This window comes from Methylobacterium sp. J-068 (assembly GCF_022829445.1).
Taxonomy (GTDB): Bacteria; Pseudomonadota; Alphaproteobacteria; order Rhizobiales; family Beijerinckiaceae; genus Methylobacterium.
In genome coordinates this window covers 190,723-206,668 of record NZ_JAKSXY010000125.1, presented here as the reverse complement: position 1 = coordinate 206,668, position 15,946 = coordinate 190,723, and the positions used below count along the sequence as shown (strand labels likewise).

At 66.4% G+C, this 15,946-nt stretch carries 14 protein-coding genes; 9 read left to right on the top strand and 5 right to left on the bottom strand.

Annotation, left to right across the window (positions count from 1 at the left end; translation table 11 throughout):
- The first annotated feature begins 5 nt into the window (after positions 1-5).
- The 6 genes from fchA to MKK54_RS23960 all read left to right on the top strand — a co-directional run bounded on the left by fchA (position 6) and on the right by MKK54_RS23960 (position 7,806).
- A complete protein-coding gene (fchA, locus tag MKK54_RS23985) occupies positions 6-647 on the top strand; it encodes a methenyltetrahydrofolate cyclohydrolase (protein ID WP_244015081.1) in 642 nt (213 codons plus the stop codon).
- Positions 648-895: 248 nt separating this feature from the next.
- Positions 896-2,074 (top strand): malate--CoA ligase subunit beta, encoded by a 1,179-nt coding sequence (locus MKK54_RS23980; RefSeq protein WP_244015079.1) that lies wholly within the window; start codon positions 896-898, stop codon positions 2,072-2,074.
- Between the two features lie 18 nt (positions 2,075-2,092).
- On the top strand, positions 2,093-2,986 hold the full coding sequence (gene sucD, locus MKK54_RS23975) for a succinate--CoA ligase subunit alpha (RefSeq protein ID WP_244015077.1): 894 nt from the start codon (positions 2,093-2,095) through the stop codon (positions 2,984-2,986).
- 306 nt (positions 2,987-3,292) lie between these two features.
- On the top strand, positions 3,293-6,052 hold the full coding sequence (locus tag MKK54_RS23970; protein WP_244015075.1) for a phosphoenolpyruvate carboxylase: 2,760 nt from the start codon (positions 3,293-3,295) through the stop codon (positions 6,050-6,052).
- A gap of 130 nt (positions 6,053-6,182) precedes the next feature.
- A complete protein-coding gene (locus MKK54_RS23965; RefSeq protein WP_244015073.1) occupies positions 6,183-7,157 on the top strand; it encodes an HpcH/HpaI aldolase/citrate lyase family protein in 975 nt (324 codons plus the stop codon).
- Positions 7,158-7,371: 214 nt separating this feature from the next.
- Positions 7,372-7,806: a GlcG/HbpS family heme-binding protein gene (locus tag MKK54_RS23960; protein ID WP_244015277.1), complete on the top strand. Its 435-nt coding sequence runs from the start codon at positions 7,372-7,374 to the stop codon at positions 7,804-7,806.
- A 209-nt stretch (positions 7,807-8,015) separates the two neighbouring features.
- Here the strand turns inward: MKK54_RS23960 and MKK54_RS23955 are convergent, their stop codons facing one another.
- A complete protein-coding gene (locus tag MKK54_RS23955) occupies positions 8,016-8,894 on the bottom strand; it encodes an outer membrane protein (protein ID WP_244015071.1) in 879 nt (292 codons plus the stop codon).
- 252 nt (positions 8,895-9,146) lie between these two features.
- Between MKK54_RS23955 and MKK54_RS23950 the strand changes: the two genes are divergently transcribed.
- The gene (locus MKK54_RS23950; protein WP_244015069.1) at positions 9,147-9,326 is read left to right on the top strand and encodes a hypothetical protein; all 180 of its coding nucleotides are present in this window, start codon (positions 9,147-9,149) and stop codon (positions 9,324-9,326) included.
- A gap of 142 nt (positions 9,327-9,468) precedes the next feature.
- Here MKK54_RS23950 and MKK54_RS23945 read toward each other — a convergent pair whose 3' ends face one another.
- The 3 genes from MKK54_RS23945 to MKK54_RS23935 all read right to left on the bottom strand — a co-directional run bounded on the left by MKK54_RS23945 (position 9,469) and on the right by MKK54_RS23935 (position 13,463).
- Positions 9,469-10,314 carry a formate/nitrite transporter family protein gene (locus MKK54_RS23945; protein ID WP_244015067.1) on the bottom strand — a complete coding sequence of 282 codons (846 nt, stop codon included), beginning with the start codon at positions 10,312-10,314 and terminating at the stop codon, positions 9,469-9,471.
- Between the two features lie 54 nt (positions 10,315-10,368).
- A complete protein-coding gene (locus MKK54_RS23940) occupies positions 10,369-11,115 on the bottom strand; it encodes a competence/damage-inducible protein A (protein ID WP_244015065.1) in 747 nt (248 codons plus the stop codon).
- A gap of 110 nt (positions 11,116-11,225) precedes the next feature.
- Complete coding sequence (locus MKK54_RS23935; RefSeq protein ID WP_244015275.1) at positions 11,226-13,463, bottom strand: lytic transglycosylase domain-containing protein; 2,238 nt, start codon at positions 13,461-13,463, stop codon at positions 11,226-11,228.
- A 217-nt stretch (positions 13,464-13,680) separates the two neighbouring features.
- Between MKK54_RS23935 and dapA the strand changes: the two genes are divergently transcribed.
- A complete protein-coding gene (dapA, locus tag MKK54_RS23930) occupies positions 13,681-14,580 on the top strand; it encodes a 4-hydroxy-tetrahydrodipicolinate synthase (protein ID WP_244015063.1) in 900 nt (299 codons plus the stop codon).
- 106 nt (positions 14,581-14,686) lie between these two features.
- The gene (gene smpB, locus MKK54_RS23925; RefSeq protein ID WP_244015061.1) at positions 14,687-15,160 is read left to right on the top strand and encodes an SsrA-binding protein SmpB; all 474 of its coding nucleotides are present in this window, start codon (positions 14,687-14,689) and stop codon (positions 15,158-15,160) included.
- A gap of 54 nt (positions 15,161-15,214) precedes the next feature.
- On the opposite strand, the gene MKK54_RS23920 is transcribed toward smpB, so the two are convergent.
- Complete coding sequence (locus MKK54_RS23920) at positions 15,215-15,889, bottom strand: NYN domain-containing protein (RefSeq protein WP_244015059.1); 675 nt, start codon at positions 15,887-15,889, stop codon at positions 15,215-15,217.
- Between the last annotated feature and the right edge of the window lie 57 nt (positions 15,890-15,946).

Below are 15,946 nucleotides of genomic sequence, written 5' to 3'. Positions count from 1 at the left end.
TCGCCATGGCCGACAAAGCGAACGCCGCGAGCGAGTCGATCCAGACCTTCCTGGATGGCTTGGCGAGCTCCGCCCCCACGCCCGGTGGCGGCGGGGCGGCCGCGATCCATGGAGCCATGGGCGCGGCCCTGCTCAGCATGGTGTGCAACCTCACGATCGGAAAGAAGAAGTACGTCGAGGTCGAGGGCGAGCTGAAGGAGATCCTCGCGAAGTCCGAGGCCCTGCGGTCCGAACTCACCGGCATGATCGCCGACGACGTCGCGGCCTTCGACGCCGTCATGGCCGCCTACGGGCTGCCGAAAGGGACCGACGACGAGAAGGCCGAGCGGGCGGCCAAGATCCAGGAGGCGCTGAAAGTCGCCACGGACGTTCCGCTCGACTGCTGCCGGGCTTGCCGCAAGGTCATCGACCTCGCCCAGCCGGTCGCCGACAAGGGCAACCTCAACGTCATCTCGGATGCCGGCGTCGCCGTCCTGTCGGCGCATGCCGGTCTGCGGAGCGCGGCCCTCAACGTCTACGTCAACGCCAAGGGCCTGGACGACCGCGCCTTCGCGGATTCCCGCCTCGCGGAGCTGGAAGCCCTCCTCGGGTCGGCGGGTCCGCTGAACGAAAGCATCTACGAAATCGTCAAGGCCAAGGTTAATTGACGGGGCATGATGCGGCGCAAACATTGCGCCGCATCATCGTAACGAATTCGAGCAATGCTCGCGACGGGTAGACCGAGATAAGTGCCTTGACGCAAAGTCGAGACGATCAACCGATCTCGAAGCAATACATTCCGACTGCCTTCAAGGCGGACTTAACGAGAATGTAAAAAAATATAAATGCAAAGGCTCTTTTCGCGAAGTGAAATTTACGAGAAGGTCATCGCAGGGAAACGTCGAGGAGATCGCACATGGACGTGCACGAGTATCAGGCCAAGGAACTGCTCGCCGGTTTCGGCGTGGCCGTTCCCAAGGGCGCGGTGGCGTTCAGCCCCGATCAGGCCGTCTACGCCGCGACCGAACTCGGCGGTTCGTTCTGGGCGGTCAAGGCCCAGATCCACGCCGGAGCGCGGGGCAAGGCGGGCGGAATCAAGTTGTGCCGAACCTACAACGAGGTTCGCGACGCGGCCAAGGATCTCCTCGGTAAGCGCCTCGTGACGATCCAGACCGGCCCCGAGGGCAAGCCGGTCCAGCGCGTCTACGTCGAGACCGCTGATCCGTTCGAGCGCGAACTCTACCTCGGTTACGTGCTGGATCGGAAAGCCGAGCGCGTGCGCGTGATCGCGTCCCAGCGCGGCGGCATGGACATCGAGGAAATCGCGGCCAACGAGCCCGAGGCCCTGATCCAGGTCGTCGTCGAGCCGGCCGTGGGCCTGCAGCAGTTCCAGGCGCGTGAGATCGCGTTCCAGCTCGGGCTGAACATCCGCCAGGTCTCCGCCGCCGTGAAGACGATCATGAACGCTTATCGGGCGTTCCGCGATTGCGACGGCACCATGCTGGAGATCAACCCACTCGTCGTCACCAAGGACGACCGCGTCCTGGCGCTCGACGCCAAGATGTCGTTCGACGACAACGCCATGTTCCGCCGGCGCAACATTGCCGACATGCACGATCCCTCGCAGGGCGACCCGCGCGAGGCCCAGGCCGCCGAGCACAACCTCTCCTATATCGGCCTCGAGGGTGAGATCGGCTGCATCGTCAACGGCGCGGGCCTCGCCATGGCCACCATGGACATGATCAAGCACGCGGGCGGCGAGCCGGCGAACTTCCTCGATGTCGGCGGCGGCGCCTCGCCCGACCGCGTCGCCACGGCCTTCCGCCTCGTCCTGTCCGACCGCAACGTGAAGGCCATTCTGGTCAACATCTTCGCGGGCATCAACCGCTGCGACTGGGTCGCGCAGGGCGTGATCCAGGCGGCGCGCGAGGTGAAGATCGACGTGCCGCTCATCGTCCGGCTCGCCGGCACGAACGTCGAGGCGGGCCAGAAGATCCTGGCCGAGAGCGGCCTCGACCTCATCACGGCCGACAGCCTGTCGGATGCCGCCGCCAAGGCCGTTCAGGCCTGCGACGCGGCCAAGCGCAAACACTGAGAGCGGGGAGGATACGCGATGAGCATTCTGATCGACGAGAAGACCCCGATCATCATTCAGGGCATCACCGGCGACAAGGGCACGTTCCACGCCAAGGAAATGATGGAGTACGGCTCCAACGTCGTCGGCGGCGTCACGCCGGGCAAGGGCGGCAAGACGCATCTCGGCGTGCCGGTGTTCAACACCGTCCGGGAAGCCGTCGAGGCCACCGGCGCCACCACCTCCATCACCTTCGTGGCCCCGCCCTTCGCGGCCGACGCGATCATGGAGGGCGCCGATGCCGGCCTCGCGCTGATCTGCTCGATCACCGACGGCATTCCGGCCCAGGACATGATGCGGGTGAAGCGCTACCTGCGGCGCTACCCGAAGGACAAGCGCACCATGGTGGTGGGCCCGAACTGCGCCGGCATCATCTCGCCCGGCAAGTCGATGCTCGGCATCATGCCCGGCCACATCTACCTCAAGGGCAATGTCGGCGTGATCTCGCGCTCGGGCACCCTCGGGTACGAGGCCGCCGCGCAGATGAAGGAAGAGGGCATCGGCATCACCACCTCGGTGGGCATCGGCGGCGATCCCATCAACGGATCGTCCTTCCTCGACCACCTCGCCCTGTTCGAGCAGGACGCCGAGACCAAGGCGGTGCTCATGATCGGCGAGATCGGTGGGCCGCAGGAAGCCGAGGCCTCGGCCTGGATCAAGGAGAACATGACGAAGCCCGTCATCGGCTTCGTCGCCGGCCTCACCGCACCGAAGGGCCGCCGCATGGGGCACGCCGGCGCCATCATCTCGGCCACGGGCGATTCGGCCGCCGAGAAGGCCGAGATCATGCGCTCCTACGGTTTGACCGTGGCCCCCAGCCCCGGCGAGTTCGGCTCGACGGTGGCGCAGGTGATGCGGAAGCTGGCGGCGTAGCACCAACGAAACCCTCCCCCCTCTGCGGGGGAGGGTGGTCGCGGAGCGACCGGGCCGGGACGACGTCCCGCAAGAGGGGAGCGACGTTTCCGGAGAGCGCGCTCCCCTCATCCGACCCGCTTCGCGGGCCACCTTCTCCCGCAGAGGGGAGAAGGACCAAGGACCCCACGCCGACGGTGAGGCCCCAAGAGAAGCCGACGCTTGATCGTCCCGGCCGCCCGTCCCATGCTACCGGGGCGGTTGCCCTCCCGTCGTCCGCCTCCGTCGCGGTCGAACGGCTTAGATTCCTTCGAGGTGGCCTTGCCCATGACGGATACCCTGCACGCCCCGGTCGGTGCCATCGACCACACCTTCGCGCCCCCCGTGATCACGGGCACCTCGTCGAAGGAAGCCCTCGACATCCTGTTCCACGCGCTGCTCGAAGTGGCGCGCCGGCACGAGCCCGAACTGGAAGACGTGCTGCACGGGCGCGCCAACATCTCCGATTTCTCGCCGGAACTGCTCGCCCGCGCGCTTCAGGTGCAGGGGATCTGGTTCCAGCTGCTCTCCATCGCCGAGCAGAACGCCGCCATGCGCCGGCGCCGGCAGGTGGAGCGCGCCAAGGGCCGCGCCGCCCTGAGCGGAAGCTTCAGTGCCGTCCTGGCCGATGCCGTCGCCAACGGGATCAAGGCGCCGGAAATCCATGCGCTGCTGAAGGACCTGCGCATCCGCCCGACCATTACGGCGCATCCCACCGAGGGCAAGCGCGTGACGGTGCTGGAGAAATTCCGGCGCATCTACCTCGTGCTGCGCGAACTGGAGCTGCCGCGCTGGACCGAGCGCGAGCGCAACGGCCTCATGAACGAGCTGCGCGACCAGATCGAACTCGTCTGGATGACGGGCGAACTGCACCTGGAGAAGGCCACCGTCGAGCGCGAGGTCGCCTGGGGTCTGCACTTCTTCGACGAGACCCTGTTCGAGATGCTGCCGGAGGTTCTCTACTCGCTTGAGGAGAGCCTGGCTCAATATTATCCGGACGAGAAGTTCGAGGTGCCGGCCTTCTTTCAGTTCGGTTCCTGGATCGGCGGCGACCGCGACGGCAATCCCTACGTCACCTCCTCGGTGACGCGCGCGACCCTCCAACGCAACGCGCTGGCCTCCCTTCGACGATACCGCGACGGCGTCACCGCGCTGGGGCGCACGCTCTCGCTCACGGAGCGCTCGCTGCCGGTGCCGGCCACGTTCAAGGCGGAGCTGGCGCAGATGCTGGCGGAGAGCGGCGACGGGCGCGCCATCGCCAGCCGCAATCCGGGAGAGGCCTATCGCCAGTTCCTCACCTGCATCCTGCGCAAGCTCGAATCCACGATCCTGCGCAACAAGGGCCAGCGTTCCGCCGGTCCGGATTATCCGAGCGCCGACGGCCTCATCAACGATCTGCGCATCCTGGAGCAGGGACTGATCGACGCCAAATGTTCGTCGCTCGCCACCGACCTCGTTCGTCCGGTTCGGCGCATGGTCGAGATCTTCCGGTTCTCGACGGTCCGGCTCGATCTGCGCGAGAACACCACGCGGACGACGAAGACGCTGCACGCGCTCTGGCACCAGCAGAACGGAGCCGGCCGCACGCCGCCGGACCTCGAATCCCCCGAATGGAAGGCCTGGCTCCTCGATGAACTCGCCCGACCGCGCCAGGGCGAGCGCTCGTTCGAGGATCTGCCCGACGAGGCACGCGAGACGCTCGAGACCTTCGCGCTGGTCGGCGAGATGCGCGAGCAACTCGACCGCGAGGCATTCGGCTCGTTCATCCTGTCGATGACGCGGTCGGTGCCCGACATCCTGGGCGCCTATCTGCTGGCCAAGGAAGCCGGCAACTTCCTCGACGCCGCCGGTACCGAGATCTGCTGCCTTCCGATCGTGCCGCTGTTCGAGACCATCGACGACCTGCGCGCCGCTCCGGCGATCATGAAGGAACTGTTCTCGATTCCCGTCGTGCGCCGCTCCACCCGCTGGCAGGGCGGCGTGCAGGAGGTGATGATCGGCTACTCGGATTCGAACAAGGATGGCGGCTTCGTCGCCTCGAACTGGGAGCTCTACAAGGCCCAGGACAAGCTGACCCAGCTCGGCAAGACGGCCGGCGTTCCGATCGCGTTCTTCCACGGACGCGGCGGTTCGGTGAGCCGCGGCGGCGCACCGACCGCACGGGCCATCGCGGCCCAGCCGCCGGGCTCGATCAACGGACGCTTCCGCACCACGGAGCAGGGCGAAGTCGTCTCGTTCAAATACGCCAACCGGGGCACCGCCGCCTACCAGATGGAGCTTCTGGCCTCCTCGGTCTTCGCGCACGCGCTGACATCGGAGGCCGAGGCGGCCAAGCTGCCGCGCAATGAATTCGACGATAGCCTGGAGGCTCTGTCGGGCGCCTCGCGCGCGGCCTACGTCAACCTGATCCAGCACCCCGATCTGGTGACCTATTTCGGCCAGGCCAGCCCGCTCGACGAGATCGCTCTGCTGAATATCGGCTCGCGGCCGGCCCGTCGCTTCGGCGCGCGCTCGCTCTCCGATCTGCGGGCGATCCCATGGGTGTTCGCCTGGTCGCAGAATCGCCACGTCATCACCGGCTGGTACGGCGTCGGTTCCGGCCTCAAGAGCTTCCTCGACGTGCGCGGCGCGCAGGGCGAAGCGCAGCTGAAGCGGCTGTTTGCCGAATCGAAGCCGTTCCGCCTCATCCTCGACGAGGTCGAGAAGACCCTTCTCATGGTCGATCTCGGAATCGCCCGCGAATATGCCGGCCTCGTCCATGACGAGAAGGCACGCGAGAGCATCTTCCCGCTGATCGAGGCCGAGTATGAACTCACCCGGGAGATGGCCCTGCGGGTGAGCGGTGGTCGCGAACTCGCCGAGCGCTACCCCCTCTTCCGCGATCGCCTCAGCGGGCGCCTGCCGACGATCAACCAGGTCAGCCACGAGCAGGTCGAGCTGCTTCGACGCTTCCGCTCGGAGCAGGACGAGGACAAGCGCGAGGCGGTGAAATCGGCCCTGTTGCTCTCGATCAACTGCATCGCGGTCGGCTTCGGCGCGACGGGCTGACGACGTTGCAAGAATCCCGAGGGCCGCCAGCGGCCCTTGGCCTAGCGCGAAGGCGCGTCTCCACCGGTATGATGGCCCGACTTTCGGGTCTCACGAACGTTCAGAACACGTCAAACAGGAAGGAATCCCGATGAGCTTCACCCTGATCCAGCAGGCGACCCCGCGCCTCCATCGCTCGGAACTCGCCGTTCCCGGCTCCAACCCGACCTTCATGGAGAAGTCGGCCTCCTCCAAGGCTGACGTGATCTTCCTCGACCTCGAGGATGCGGTCGCTCCTGACGACAAGGAGCAGGCCCGCAAGAACATCATCCAGGCGCTCAACGACCTGGATTGGGGCAACAAGACCATGATGATCCGCATCAACGGTCTCGACACCCACTACATGTATCGCGACGTGGTCGACATCGTGGAGGCCTGCCCGCGCCTCGACATGATCCTCATCCCCAAGGTCGGCGTCGCGGCGGATGTCTACGCGATCGACGTGCTCACCACCCAGATCGAGCAGGCCAAGAAGCGGGAGAAGAAGATCGGCTTCGAAGTGCTGATCGAGACGGCGCTCGGCATGGCCAACGTCGAGGCCATCGCCCAGTCCTCGCCGCGCCTCGAGGCCATGTCGTTCGGTGTCGCCGATTATGCGGCCTCCACCCGCGCCCGCGCCCAGGTGATCGGCGGCGTGAACCCCGACTTCTCGGTGCTCACCGACAAGGACGAGGCCGGCAACCGCCAGACCCATTGGCAGGACCCGTGGCTGTTCGCCCAGAACCGCATGCTCGTCGCCTGCCGCGCCTACGGCCTGCGCCCCATCGACGGCCCGTTCGGCGACTTCTCCGATCCAGACGGCTACATCTCGGCAGCCAAGCGCTGCGCGGCCCTCGGCTTCGAGGGCAAGTGGGCGATCCACCCCTCGCAGATCGACCTCGCCAACGACGTGTTCACCCCCTCGGCGGCCGAGGTCGACAAGGCCCGTCGCATCCTGGCTGCGATGGAAGACGCCGCCAAGGCCGGCAAGGGTGCCGTGTCGCTCGACGGCCGCCTGATCGACATCGCCTCGATCCGCATGGCCGAGGCGCTGATCGAGAAGGCCAACGCGATGACCGCGGGCTGATCCCAGCCCAGTCCTTGTCGCCTGAGACTTGACCCGTAACTAGGCCGCCTCCTCGGGGGCGGCCATTCTTGTTTCACCGCTCTGGCCATCGTTTCGCGTTCCGGCTGTTCGTGGTTCTCGGTAACGGACGGCCTATGGTGTCACGTCGCAGGATTTGACGGACGGCTTCGCGGCGAACCCAAGACCTTCACCAGACCTCCAAGGAGATCCGATCATGCACGTGACCATCGAAGACGCCCACAAGGCCATCGAGGCCGCCCGGGCCAAGGCCGTCGAGCTCGGCACCCAAATGTGTATCGCTGTGGTGGATTCCGGAGGAAACCTGAAGGCGTTCTACCGGATGGACGATGCCTGGGTCGGCTCCATCGACATTGCGCAGAAGAAGGCCAAGACGTCCTTGTTCTTCGGCATGATGACCGGTCAGATCGGCCAGCTCTCGCAACCTGGCGGACCGCTCTACGGCATCGAGCACTCGAATGACGGTCTGATCACCTTTCCCGGCGGCATCCCGATCGTCGACAAGGATGGCGTAATGTCGGGGGCCATCGGAGTGAGCGGATCGACCGTCGAGAACGACCACGCGGTCGCACTGGCGGGGGCGAGCGCGGTCGGTTCCACGGAATTGCCCGCGCATCCCTGGCGGACCTGATCGATTCCAGACTAATCCGTTTGCCCCTTCGGGATGGCGGATTCGGGCTTCGCTCAGGCGCCGCTTGGGCTGAGCGAGACCGTCTTCCGCTTCGATCGAACGGAAGACGGTTTCATCGCGCCGAACAGCAAAAAGCCCCGCTCGTGAGAGCGGGGCTTTTCGAAAAGAATTCCGTGCCGGCGCTCCGGATGGAGCGCCGGATGGACAGCTCAGAGCGAGCCGAACTTGTAGTTGAAGCCTGCCTTGATCAGGTTTCCCTCGGTCTTGAAGCGCGAGGTGTAGGAACCCGTCGGGCCGATGCCGGTGTTGTTCACGAGCACGTCGCGGCTGCCGAGATCGTAGCGCAGGTACTCGGCCTTGAGCGTGATGGCGCTCGCGCCGATCAGGCCGCCGATGAAGTTGAAGCGGTTCAGGAAGCTGTCGGTCGGAATCGCGTACTCGATGCCGCCGCCGTAGACATAACCCGTCTCCATGCCCTTGTAGCGGCCGAAATAGGCGAGGCGGTTCGCCGTGTTGAAGAAGTCGGCCTGATACTTGACGTCGCCGTAGGCGAAGCCGCCGGTCCCGTAGACCAGGAACCGGTCGAAGGCGTAGCCGAGGCGACCCTGGACGGTGCCGAGGTAGTTGAGGCGGTTCCGGTAGGAGCTCGGATCCGGAATAAAGTTGTTCGCGGCGATGGCCGGGCCGAGATAGTCGCGGCGCTTGCCGATGTCGGTCCAGGTCACGTCGGCCTCGGCGCCGATCACGAAGCCCGAGCCGGGCGTGAACTGGTAATTGTAGCCCAGGCCGCCACCGATGTTGCCGATGCCGTCCTGCTCAGCCTTGAAGTTCTGCGCGCGACGGCCCTGGGCGACGTTCAGCTGCGTGTTGGTGATGCCGCCGGTGCCATTGTTGTTGCCGAGCGTGCGGATGTTCTGATTGTCGCTGAAGGTGTAGGAGCTGTGCGTGCCGAAATAGACGCCGGTCCAGGTGAAGACGGGCACCGGCACGAACACCGGCGGCGCCTCGCGGCGCGGAAGGTCGGCCGCGGAGACCGAGCCGATGGCGACGAGCGAAGCGACGCCGGCCAGGAGAGTTTTTGCGATCATCGTGGGGTTTGTCCCAGGTCGGAGAATTGTCGCCAAGCTACCCGGCGTTGTCGGATCGGACTATGCCCCCCAAGCCACACCCCCGACCAGAAGCGTCATGCGGCATGCAGAAAAGGCCGGCCCGGCGGCCGCGTTTCGGCATGGGCTTTCGTCCGGTCGCATCGACGCGTGCCGTGCAGCACGCCGGAACCAGTGGTTAAGCAAGCTGCGCTATCCCGGCGGGGCAACCCTCTCGCCGTGACAGGAGCGACGATGACACGGGACCAACTCGCCGCCGAACTGAAGCGCATCGCGACCGATCAGGTCGGCGATATCGAGCGCGCGGTGAAGGACGGGCACAAGACCATCGCGTTGAACGAGATCGCGGATCTCAACCGGAACCTGAAGGCTCTCGCGGCCGCGGTGAAAGGCAAAGGTCTGGTGCGCGCCTGACACGCTTGGTCGACAGCGATCGGATCGCGATGCCTTGACCGGCCGAGGGCGGGACGATCGCGCTCGATGGCTCGATCGACCCGCCTTCCGGCATCATGCGCCTGATCTTGCGCGAAACCTTCGCGCGGAGATTCGGTCGAATTCAGACTTCGCCATCCGTGGCTTTTTGCTCTTCGACCTCGGGTGCGACCTGACCAAAATTCAGGACCGCCACGAGGGCGGTGCCGCCGAAGACGTTCCCGATCAGCGTCGGCAGGAAGAATTTCCAGGCATAGTCGCCCATCGTCACCTCTCCGGAGAAGACGAGGTAGAATGTGTCGACCGAGCCGGCCACGATGTGGGAGAGGCCGCACATCGAGACCAGCCAGGTGATGAGAACGATCACGAAGGGCGCGGCCGACCCGGTCGCGGGCAGCATCCACACCATCAGGGCGATGAGCCAGCCGGCGAAGACGGCCTTGATCACCGTCGTGCCGAAGGCCGATCCCACGGCGTGGCGGCTGATCTCTGAGAAAGCCGCTCTGACCTCCGGCGGGAACGCATCCGAGTGTGCCAGGACGGCGGCGATACCGGCGGTGGCCGCGATATTGCCGGCGAGCACGATGCTCCAGAGCCGGAGCACCCGCCACAGCGTCCTGAGATTGCGATCGTGCAGGAGCGGCAGAATGGGCGTCACCGTATTTTCGGTGAACAATTGCTGGCGCCCGAGGACCACGATGAGGAAGCCCGTCGCGTAGCCGAGGCTGGTGATGAGGCTGGTCCAGGCGGCGTCGGGGAGGTGGGCCTTGAGCACGCCTGGGACGATGAGGGAAAATCCCATCGTCAGGCCCGCCGCGATGGCCGAGAGGAACAGCGCGCCTCCATGCCGGCGCAATTCCTCGTCGCCCTCCCGCCGGATCGCCTCGTGGAGGACGAAGGCGTCGGGCCGGCCGACATCGGCGACGCTCTCGATCCGCTCCTGATTCTCGGTCTCGCTCCGCTCCGCCATCGCGCTTGCTCCATTGCTCGGCCTCGAAGGGACGAGACGCGGCTCGGACCGCGATCAGCCGGGGGTGCCGTCGCGTAGCCCGTCCAACAGGGTGACGATGTCGGCGCGTGCGTGGGCGATCGCCTCGGCGTCCCGGCCGCGAACCACGATGCGGTTGGCAAAACCATTCGGGGTCATCGACGGATACGAACCGATGGACACCGCGCCATGCGCCTTCGCGATGCCCGCGAGCCCACCCGCATAGGTGCCTTCCGGCATGTTTCCGGCCTCGATGGTCTCGGACAGGATCTTGGCGCCCGTGGCCAGGGTCGGCCCGATATTGTCGAGCATCGCCTGCATGATCGACGGCACGCCGGCCATGACGAAGACGTTGCCGATCCGAAAGCCGGGCGCCTTCGAGACCGGGTTGGCGATGAGATCCGCCCCGGCCGGGATGCGGGCCATCCGCAGGCGGGCCTCGTTCAGGTCTTCCGGCTTGTGGCGCTCGAGCAGCATCGCCCGGGCGCGTGGGTCGACGTCGATCGTCACACCGAAGGCGGCGGCGACGCAATCGGCCGTGATGTCGTCGTGCGTCGGCCCGATGCCGCCCGTGGTGAAGAGATAGGTGTAGGCGTCGCGCAGGGCGTTCACGGCCGCGACGATGCGGTGCGCCTCGTCGGGCACGATACGCACCTCCTTGAGGTCGATGCCGATCGCCGTGCAGTAATCGGCGATGGTGCCGATGTTCTTGTCCTTGGTGCGCCCGGACAGGATCTCGTCGCCGATCACGAGGATGGCGGCGGTGACGGCGGCTTCGGTCATGGCAAACGGGTCCTGGCAAACGGGTCCTGGCAGATCGGACCCTGGCGGGTCCGCTTCGGACAAGTCGGACCCCGCCAATTAGCGCGGCCGGGCCGGCCTGACCACGCCGGTCAGCGCGCGCCGCGCTGCAGGTCGCCTTCGATGAGCAGGGCGCTCTTGCCGTCGAGGCGGTTGCGATAGACCTGGAGGTTCTCCATCACCCGCTGGACGTAGTTGCGGGTCTCGGTGAAAGGGATGCGCTCGACCCAATCGATGGGATCGACGCCGCCCTTGCGGGGATCGCCATAGGCGTCGATCCACTTCTTCACGTTCCCGCCGCCGGCATTGTAGGAGGCGAAGGCGAGGATGTACGAGCCGCGCCAATCCTCCATCAACTCGCCGAGATGGGCCTGGCCGAGGCGGGCATTGTAGGCGGGATCGCTGGTCAGGCGGTCGGGATCGAAGCTCGCGCTGACCCGGCGGGCCGTGCGCTGGGCGGTGGCTGGCATCATCTGCATCAGGCCGCGCGCACCGACGCTCGATTGCGCCAGCGGGTCGAACTGGCTCTCCTGTCGGGCGATCGCGAACACCATGGCTTTCTCGACGAGCGGCACGGCGGCCGACGCCTCGTAGTTCGGGATGCCGATGGTGGGGTAGGCATGTGCGTCGAGGGGAAGCCCGCGCTGCACCGCGATCTTGCCGACGGCCACCAGCGCGCGCGAGTTGCGCTGCTCGGCCGCCACGTTCCCGAGGGCATCGATCTCGGCCGCATCCGTGAGGCGGTTCGCGGTATCGATGTAGAGCGGCAGCGCGAGATCCTTCAGGGCGGCCGCTTCCAGCATCTTCAGGGCACGGACGTAGAGCCTCTGGTCGAAGGCAGCCTGCTGGGTCGCGTCGAGTTCTGGGATACTGCGCAGGGTCAGGCTGGAGCGCCCGAGCTTCGCCCGCGCCAGCTGCCCGTAATAGGCGATCGGCTGGAGCGCCGCCCGCTCGTAGAACGCTCTGGCGGCGTCGGATTGGCCTTGCGCCTCGGCGGCGCGGCCCTGCCAATAGGCGGCGCGCGCCAGCGAGATCGGGGTCTCGGCGATGCGGGCCGCCTCGGCGAAGTGATGCGCGGCCTTGGCGGCGTCGTCCTGGAAGCGCAGGGCGATCCAGCCCGCGTGGAATTCCGCCTCGATCCGCTTCTCGACCGTGCGGGCGCTGTGCGCGCTCGCCACCGCGTAGGCGCCGGCTGGATCGTTGGCGTCGATGAGTTTGCGCGCGACGATCCGGCGCTCGACCCACCACTCGTCGCCGTCGACCAGGACGTCCGGATTCGTCGGGGCGGTGGCGAGCATGGCCGCCGCCTCGACGAACTTGTCGTGGCGGCGCAGATGCTGCGCGCGGGACAGGATGTAGGACGGATCGCTGCGGAGCGACGGCGGCACCGCGTTGAGGGCGGCCGGCGCCGACGAACTCTTGTCCTCGACGGCGCGCCGGGCCCGGACCAGGGTGGCGTAGCTCCCCCCTGCGTAGGACGCCGCCCGGCCGGCGGTCTCGTAATCTTCCTTCAGCAGCGCCCGCTCCATGCGGTAGCGATGATCGACCCGCGTCAGCAGCATCGGAAAGGCATCGAGCACCTTCGCCTCGAGATTGCGGCCGAAGGTCTCCGAGCGCCAGAGATCGCGCACGAGCATGGCGGCGTCCTCGTCGAGGCCATCCGCCTTGAAGGCGAGCGCCAGGGCGAACTTGCCGGGTGCGCTGGCGGGCTTCGAGGCCGCGAAGAAGGCGCGCACGGTCGTGGGGTTGCGACGCTCCGTCAGCAGCGCCTCCTCGGCCCGGCGGCGGAGGAGGGGGCCTGCTGGCCAATCGGGATTCGTGCGCGTGAAGCTGATCGTCCGTTCGAATCCGATTCCGGCGCCGGCGCGGATCGCCACCCATTCGAGAAGCGCGCGGGCCGCGGGGTCCTTGAAGCCCTCACGAAGACGATCACCGTCCGAGACACGCCCCTTGCGGTAGGCATCGATGGCCTGACGCAGGGCCGGCAGGTCGACGTCCGGTGCCACGCGGGCGGCCCGCGCCGGGTCCGGCACTTCGGGAACGGGAGCGGCCGGCGAGACGGTGGCGTCCGGCAGGGGGAAGGCGATTCCCGCCTCCGGATCGGCCGAGGCGTAGGCCTTGGCCGCAGTCGGCAGACCCGGACCTGGTCCTCCCTCCGACGTCTTGGCCTCGATCTTGAGCGCATCCGCCGCGACGGGGTCGGGCGTCTTGGCGTCCGGCAGAGCGCCGGACGGCGCCACCGCGTCGCTGGACGGCCGAAGCGTCGGCGCCTCCGCTCCCGTACCGGCGAAGGCGACCGAACCGGCCGCGGCCAGGGCGAGAGCCAGCATCAGGGTCGCGCGCTGCGTCGAGAACACCATGGTTCTTCCAGTCCCACCGAATGCGGACAGGTCTTCAAGCTCACTCAAAGGGCATTAAGAAGGCATTAACCGCGTGAAAGCAGCGTTTGCACCGGTGCGGACGAGGGCCTATGTCTGCCCCTCCGCGCGCAGCGGGACGCCGCCGGACAACCGGCGCATGACGAGACCCACGGCTGGGAACGCCAGGATGACCGAGACCTCCACCCGACGCCTTCGCGGCGCGATGTCCGCCCTCGTGACCCCGTTCAAGGACGGCGCCTTCGACGAGGGCGCGTTCCGCAAATTCGTGAACTGGCAGATCGCACAGGGCATCCACGGCCTCGTGCCCACCGGCACCACGGGAGAGAGCCCGACCCTGAGCCATGCCGAGCACGACCGCGTGGTCGAAATCTGCATCGAGGAGGCGGCCGGCCGCGTTCCCGTGATCGCGGGTGCGGGCTCGAACTCCACCGCCGAGGCGGTGGCGCGCGCCCGGCACGCCGAGAAGGCGGGCGCGGATGCGGTCCTGGTGGTGACGCCCTATTACAACAAGCCGACGCAGGCCGGTCTCTACGCGCACTTCAAGGCCGTGAACGACGCCATCGGCATTCCGATCATCCTCTACAACATTCCCGGGCGCTCCATCGTCGACATGAGCGTCGAAACGATGGCGCGCCTGTACGAACTCGAGAACATCGCCGGCGTGAAGGATGCCACGGCCAAGCTGGACCGGGTCAGCCTGCAACGCCAGGCCATGGGCGAAGACTTCATTCAGCTTTCGGGCGAGGATGCGACCGCGCTCGGCTTCAATGCCCATGGCGGTTGCGGCTGCATCTCCGTCGTCTCGAACGTCGCCCCCCGCCTCTGCGCTGATTTGCAGGAAGCGACCTTGGGCGGGGATTACGTCAAGGCGCTGCAGATCCAGGATCGACTGATGCCGCTGCATGCCAGCCTGTTCGTGGAACCGAACCCGTCACCGGCGAAGTACGCGCTCGCGCGCCTCGGCCACATGAGCGACGAGGTCCGGCTGCCCCTGCTGACGGTGAGCGACGAGACCAAGGCGCTGGTGGATGCCGCGTTGCGCCATGCGGGCCTGCTCGACGGCTGAGCGCGACCGGCCAAACCACCGGAAGCGCGACTGGCGAAACCGCCTGCGACGAACCATATCCCTCGGCCCGGTCGCGCTGTCGCGGCCGGCCTGACCCGACGTTGTGATGGCTCCCAAACCCGAAACGAACCGCCGCGTCGTCGCCGACAACCGCGCCGCCCGCTACCATTACGAGATCACCGACACGCTGGAGGCCGGGCTTGCCCTGACGGGGACCGAGGTCAAATCCCTGCGCAAGGGCAAGGCCACGATCGGCGAGGCCTATGCCGGCCCGTCCGGCACGGACCTGATGCTGTTCAACGCCTACATCCCGGAATATGTCGAGGCGAACCGCTTCAACCACGAGACTAAGCGGCCGCGCCGCCTGCTGCTCCACCGGAAGCAGATCAACAAGTTGATCGGCGCGACGCAGCGCGAAGGGTTCACCGTGGTGCCCTTGAAGATCTACTTCAACGAGCAGGGCCGAGCGAAGATCGAACTCGGCCTCGGACGCGGCAAGAAGCTTCACGACAAGCGCGAGGCCTCCAAGGAGCGGGATTGGCAGCGCGACCGCGCCCGCATCATGCGGGACAAGGGTTAGGCGCGCGGACCATCGGCAGCCCGATCCTGGCCGGGCTGCCGTTCGCGACGCCCGTCAGTTTTCGGAGACGTCCCCATCCTGGCGAATGCCATACCGGCTCTCGAGCGCAGCACTCGGTCGGGCGGAGCGCTCCGGCGACTCTCCGCGCGAGCGGGTGGGCAGGTCGCCCGATCCGCGATTGTCCTGATGACGGGTCGACCGCTCACCGGGATCGCGACCGATCCGTGGCAGCAGGTGTGCGAGGTCGATGAACTCATCCGCCTGTCTGCGCAGATCGTCGGAGATCATCGCGGGCTGCGTTTGAATGGTCGAGACCACGGTGACCCGAACACCGCGTCGCTGCATCGCGTCGACCAGCGATCGGAAGTCTCCATCGCCCGAGAACAGCACCATGTGATCGATTCGCGGTGCGAGTTCGAGAGCGTCGATCGCGAGTTCGATATCCATGTTTCCCTTCACCTTGCGGCGCCCCAGGGAATCGGTGAATTCTTTTGCTGGCTTCGTGACGACCCGAAACCCATTGTAATCGAGCCAATCGATCAACGGCCTGATTGAGGAATACTCCTGATCTTCGATAATGGCCGTGTAATAAAAAGCGCGCAAAAGAGAGTCTCTCGACTGAAACTCCTTTAAAAGTCGTCGGTAATCGATGTCGGCACCGAGAGCTTTGGTTGCGGCATAGAGATTTGCGCCATCGATGAACAGGGCGCTGCGCTGAAGTGCGCTCATCATGATATCCAATATTTTAGTGAGTCTTGCTCGCGCACATTTCGCAACGATAGCTTT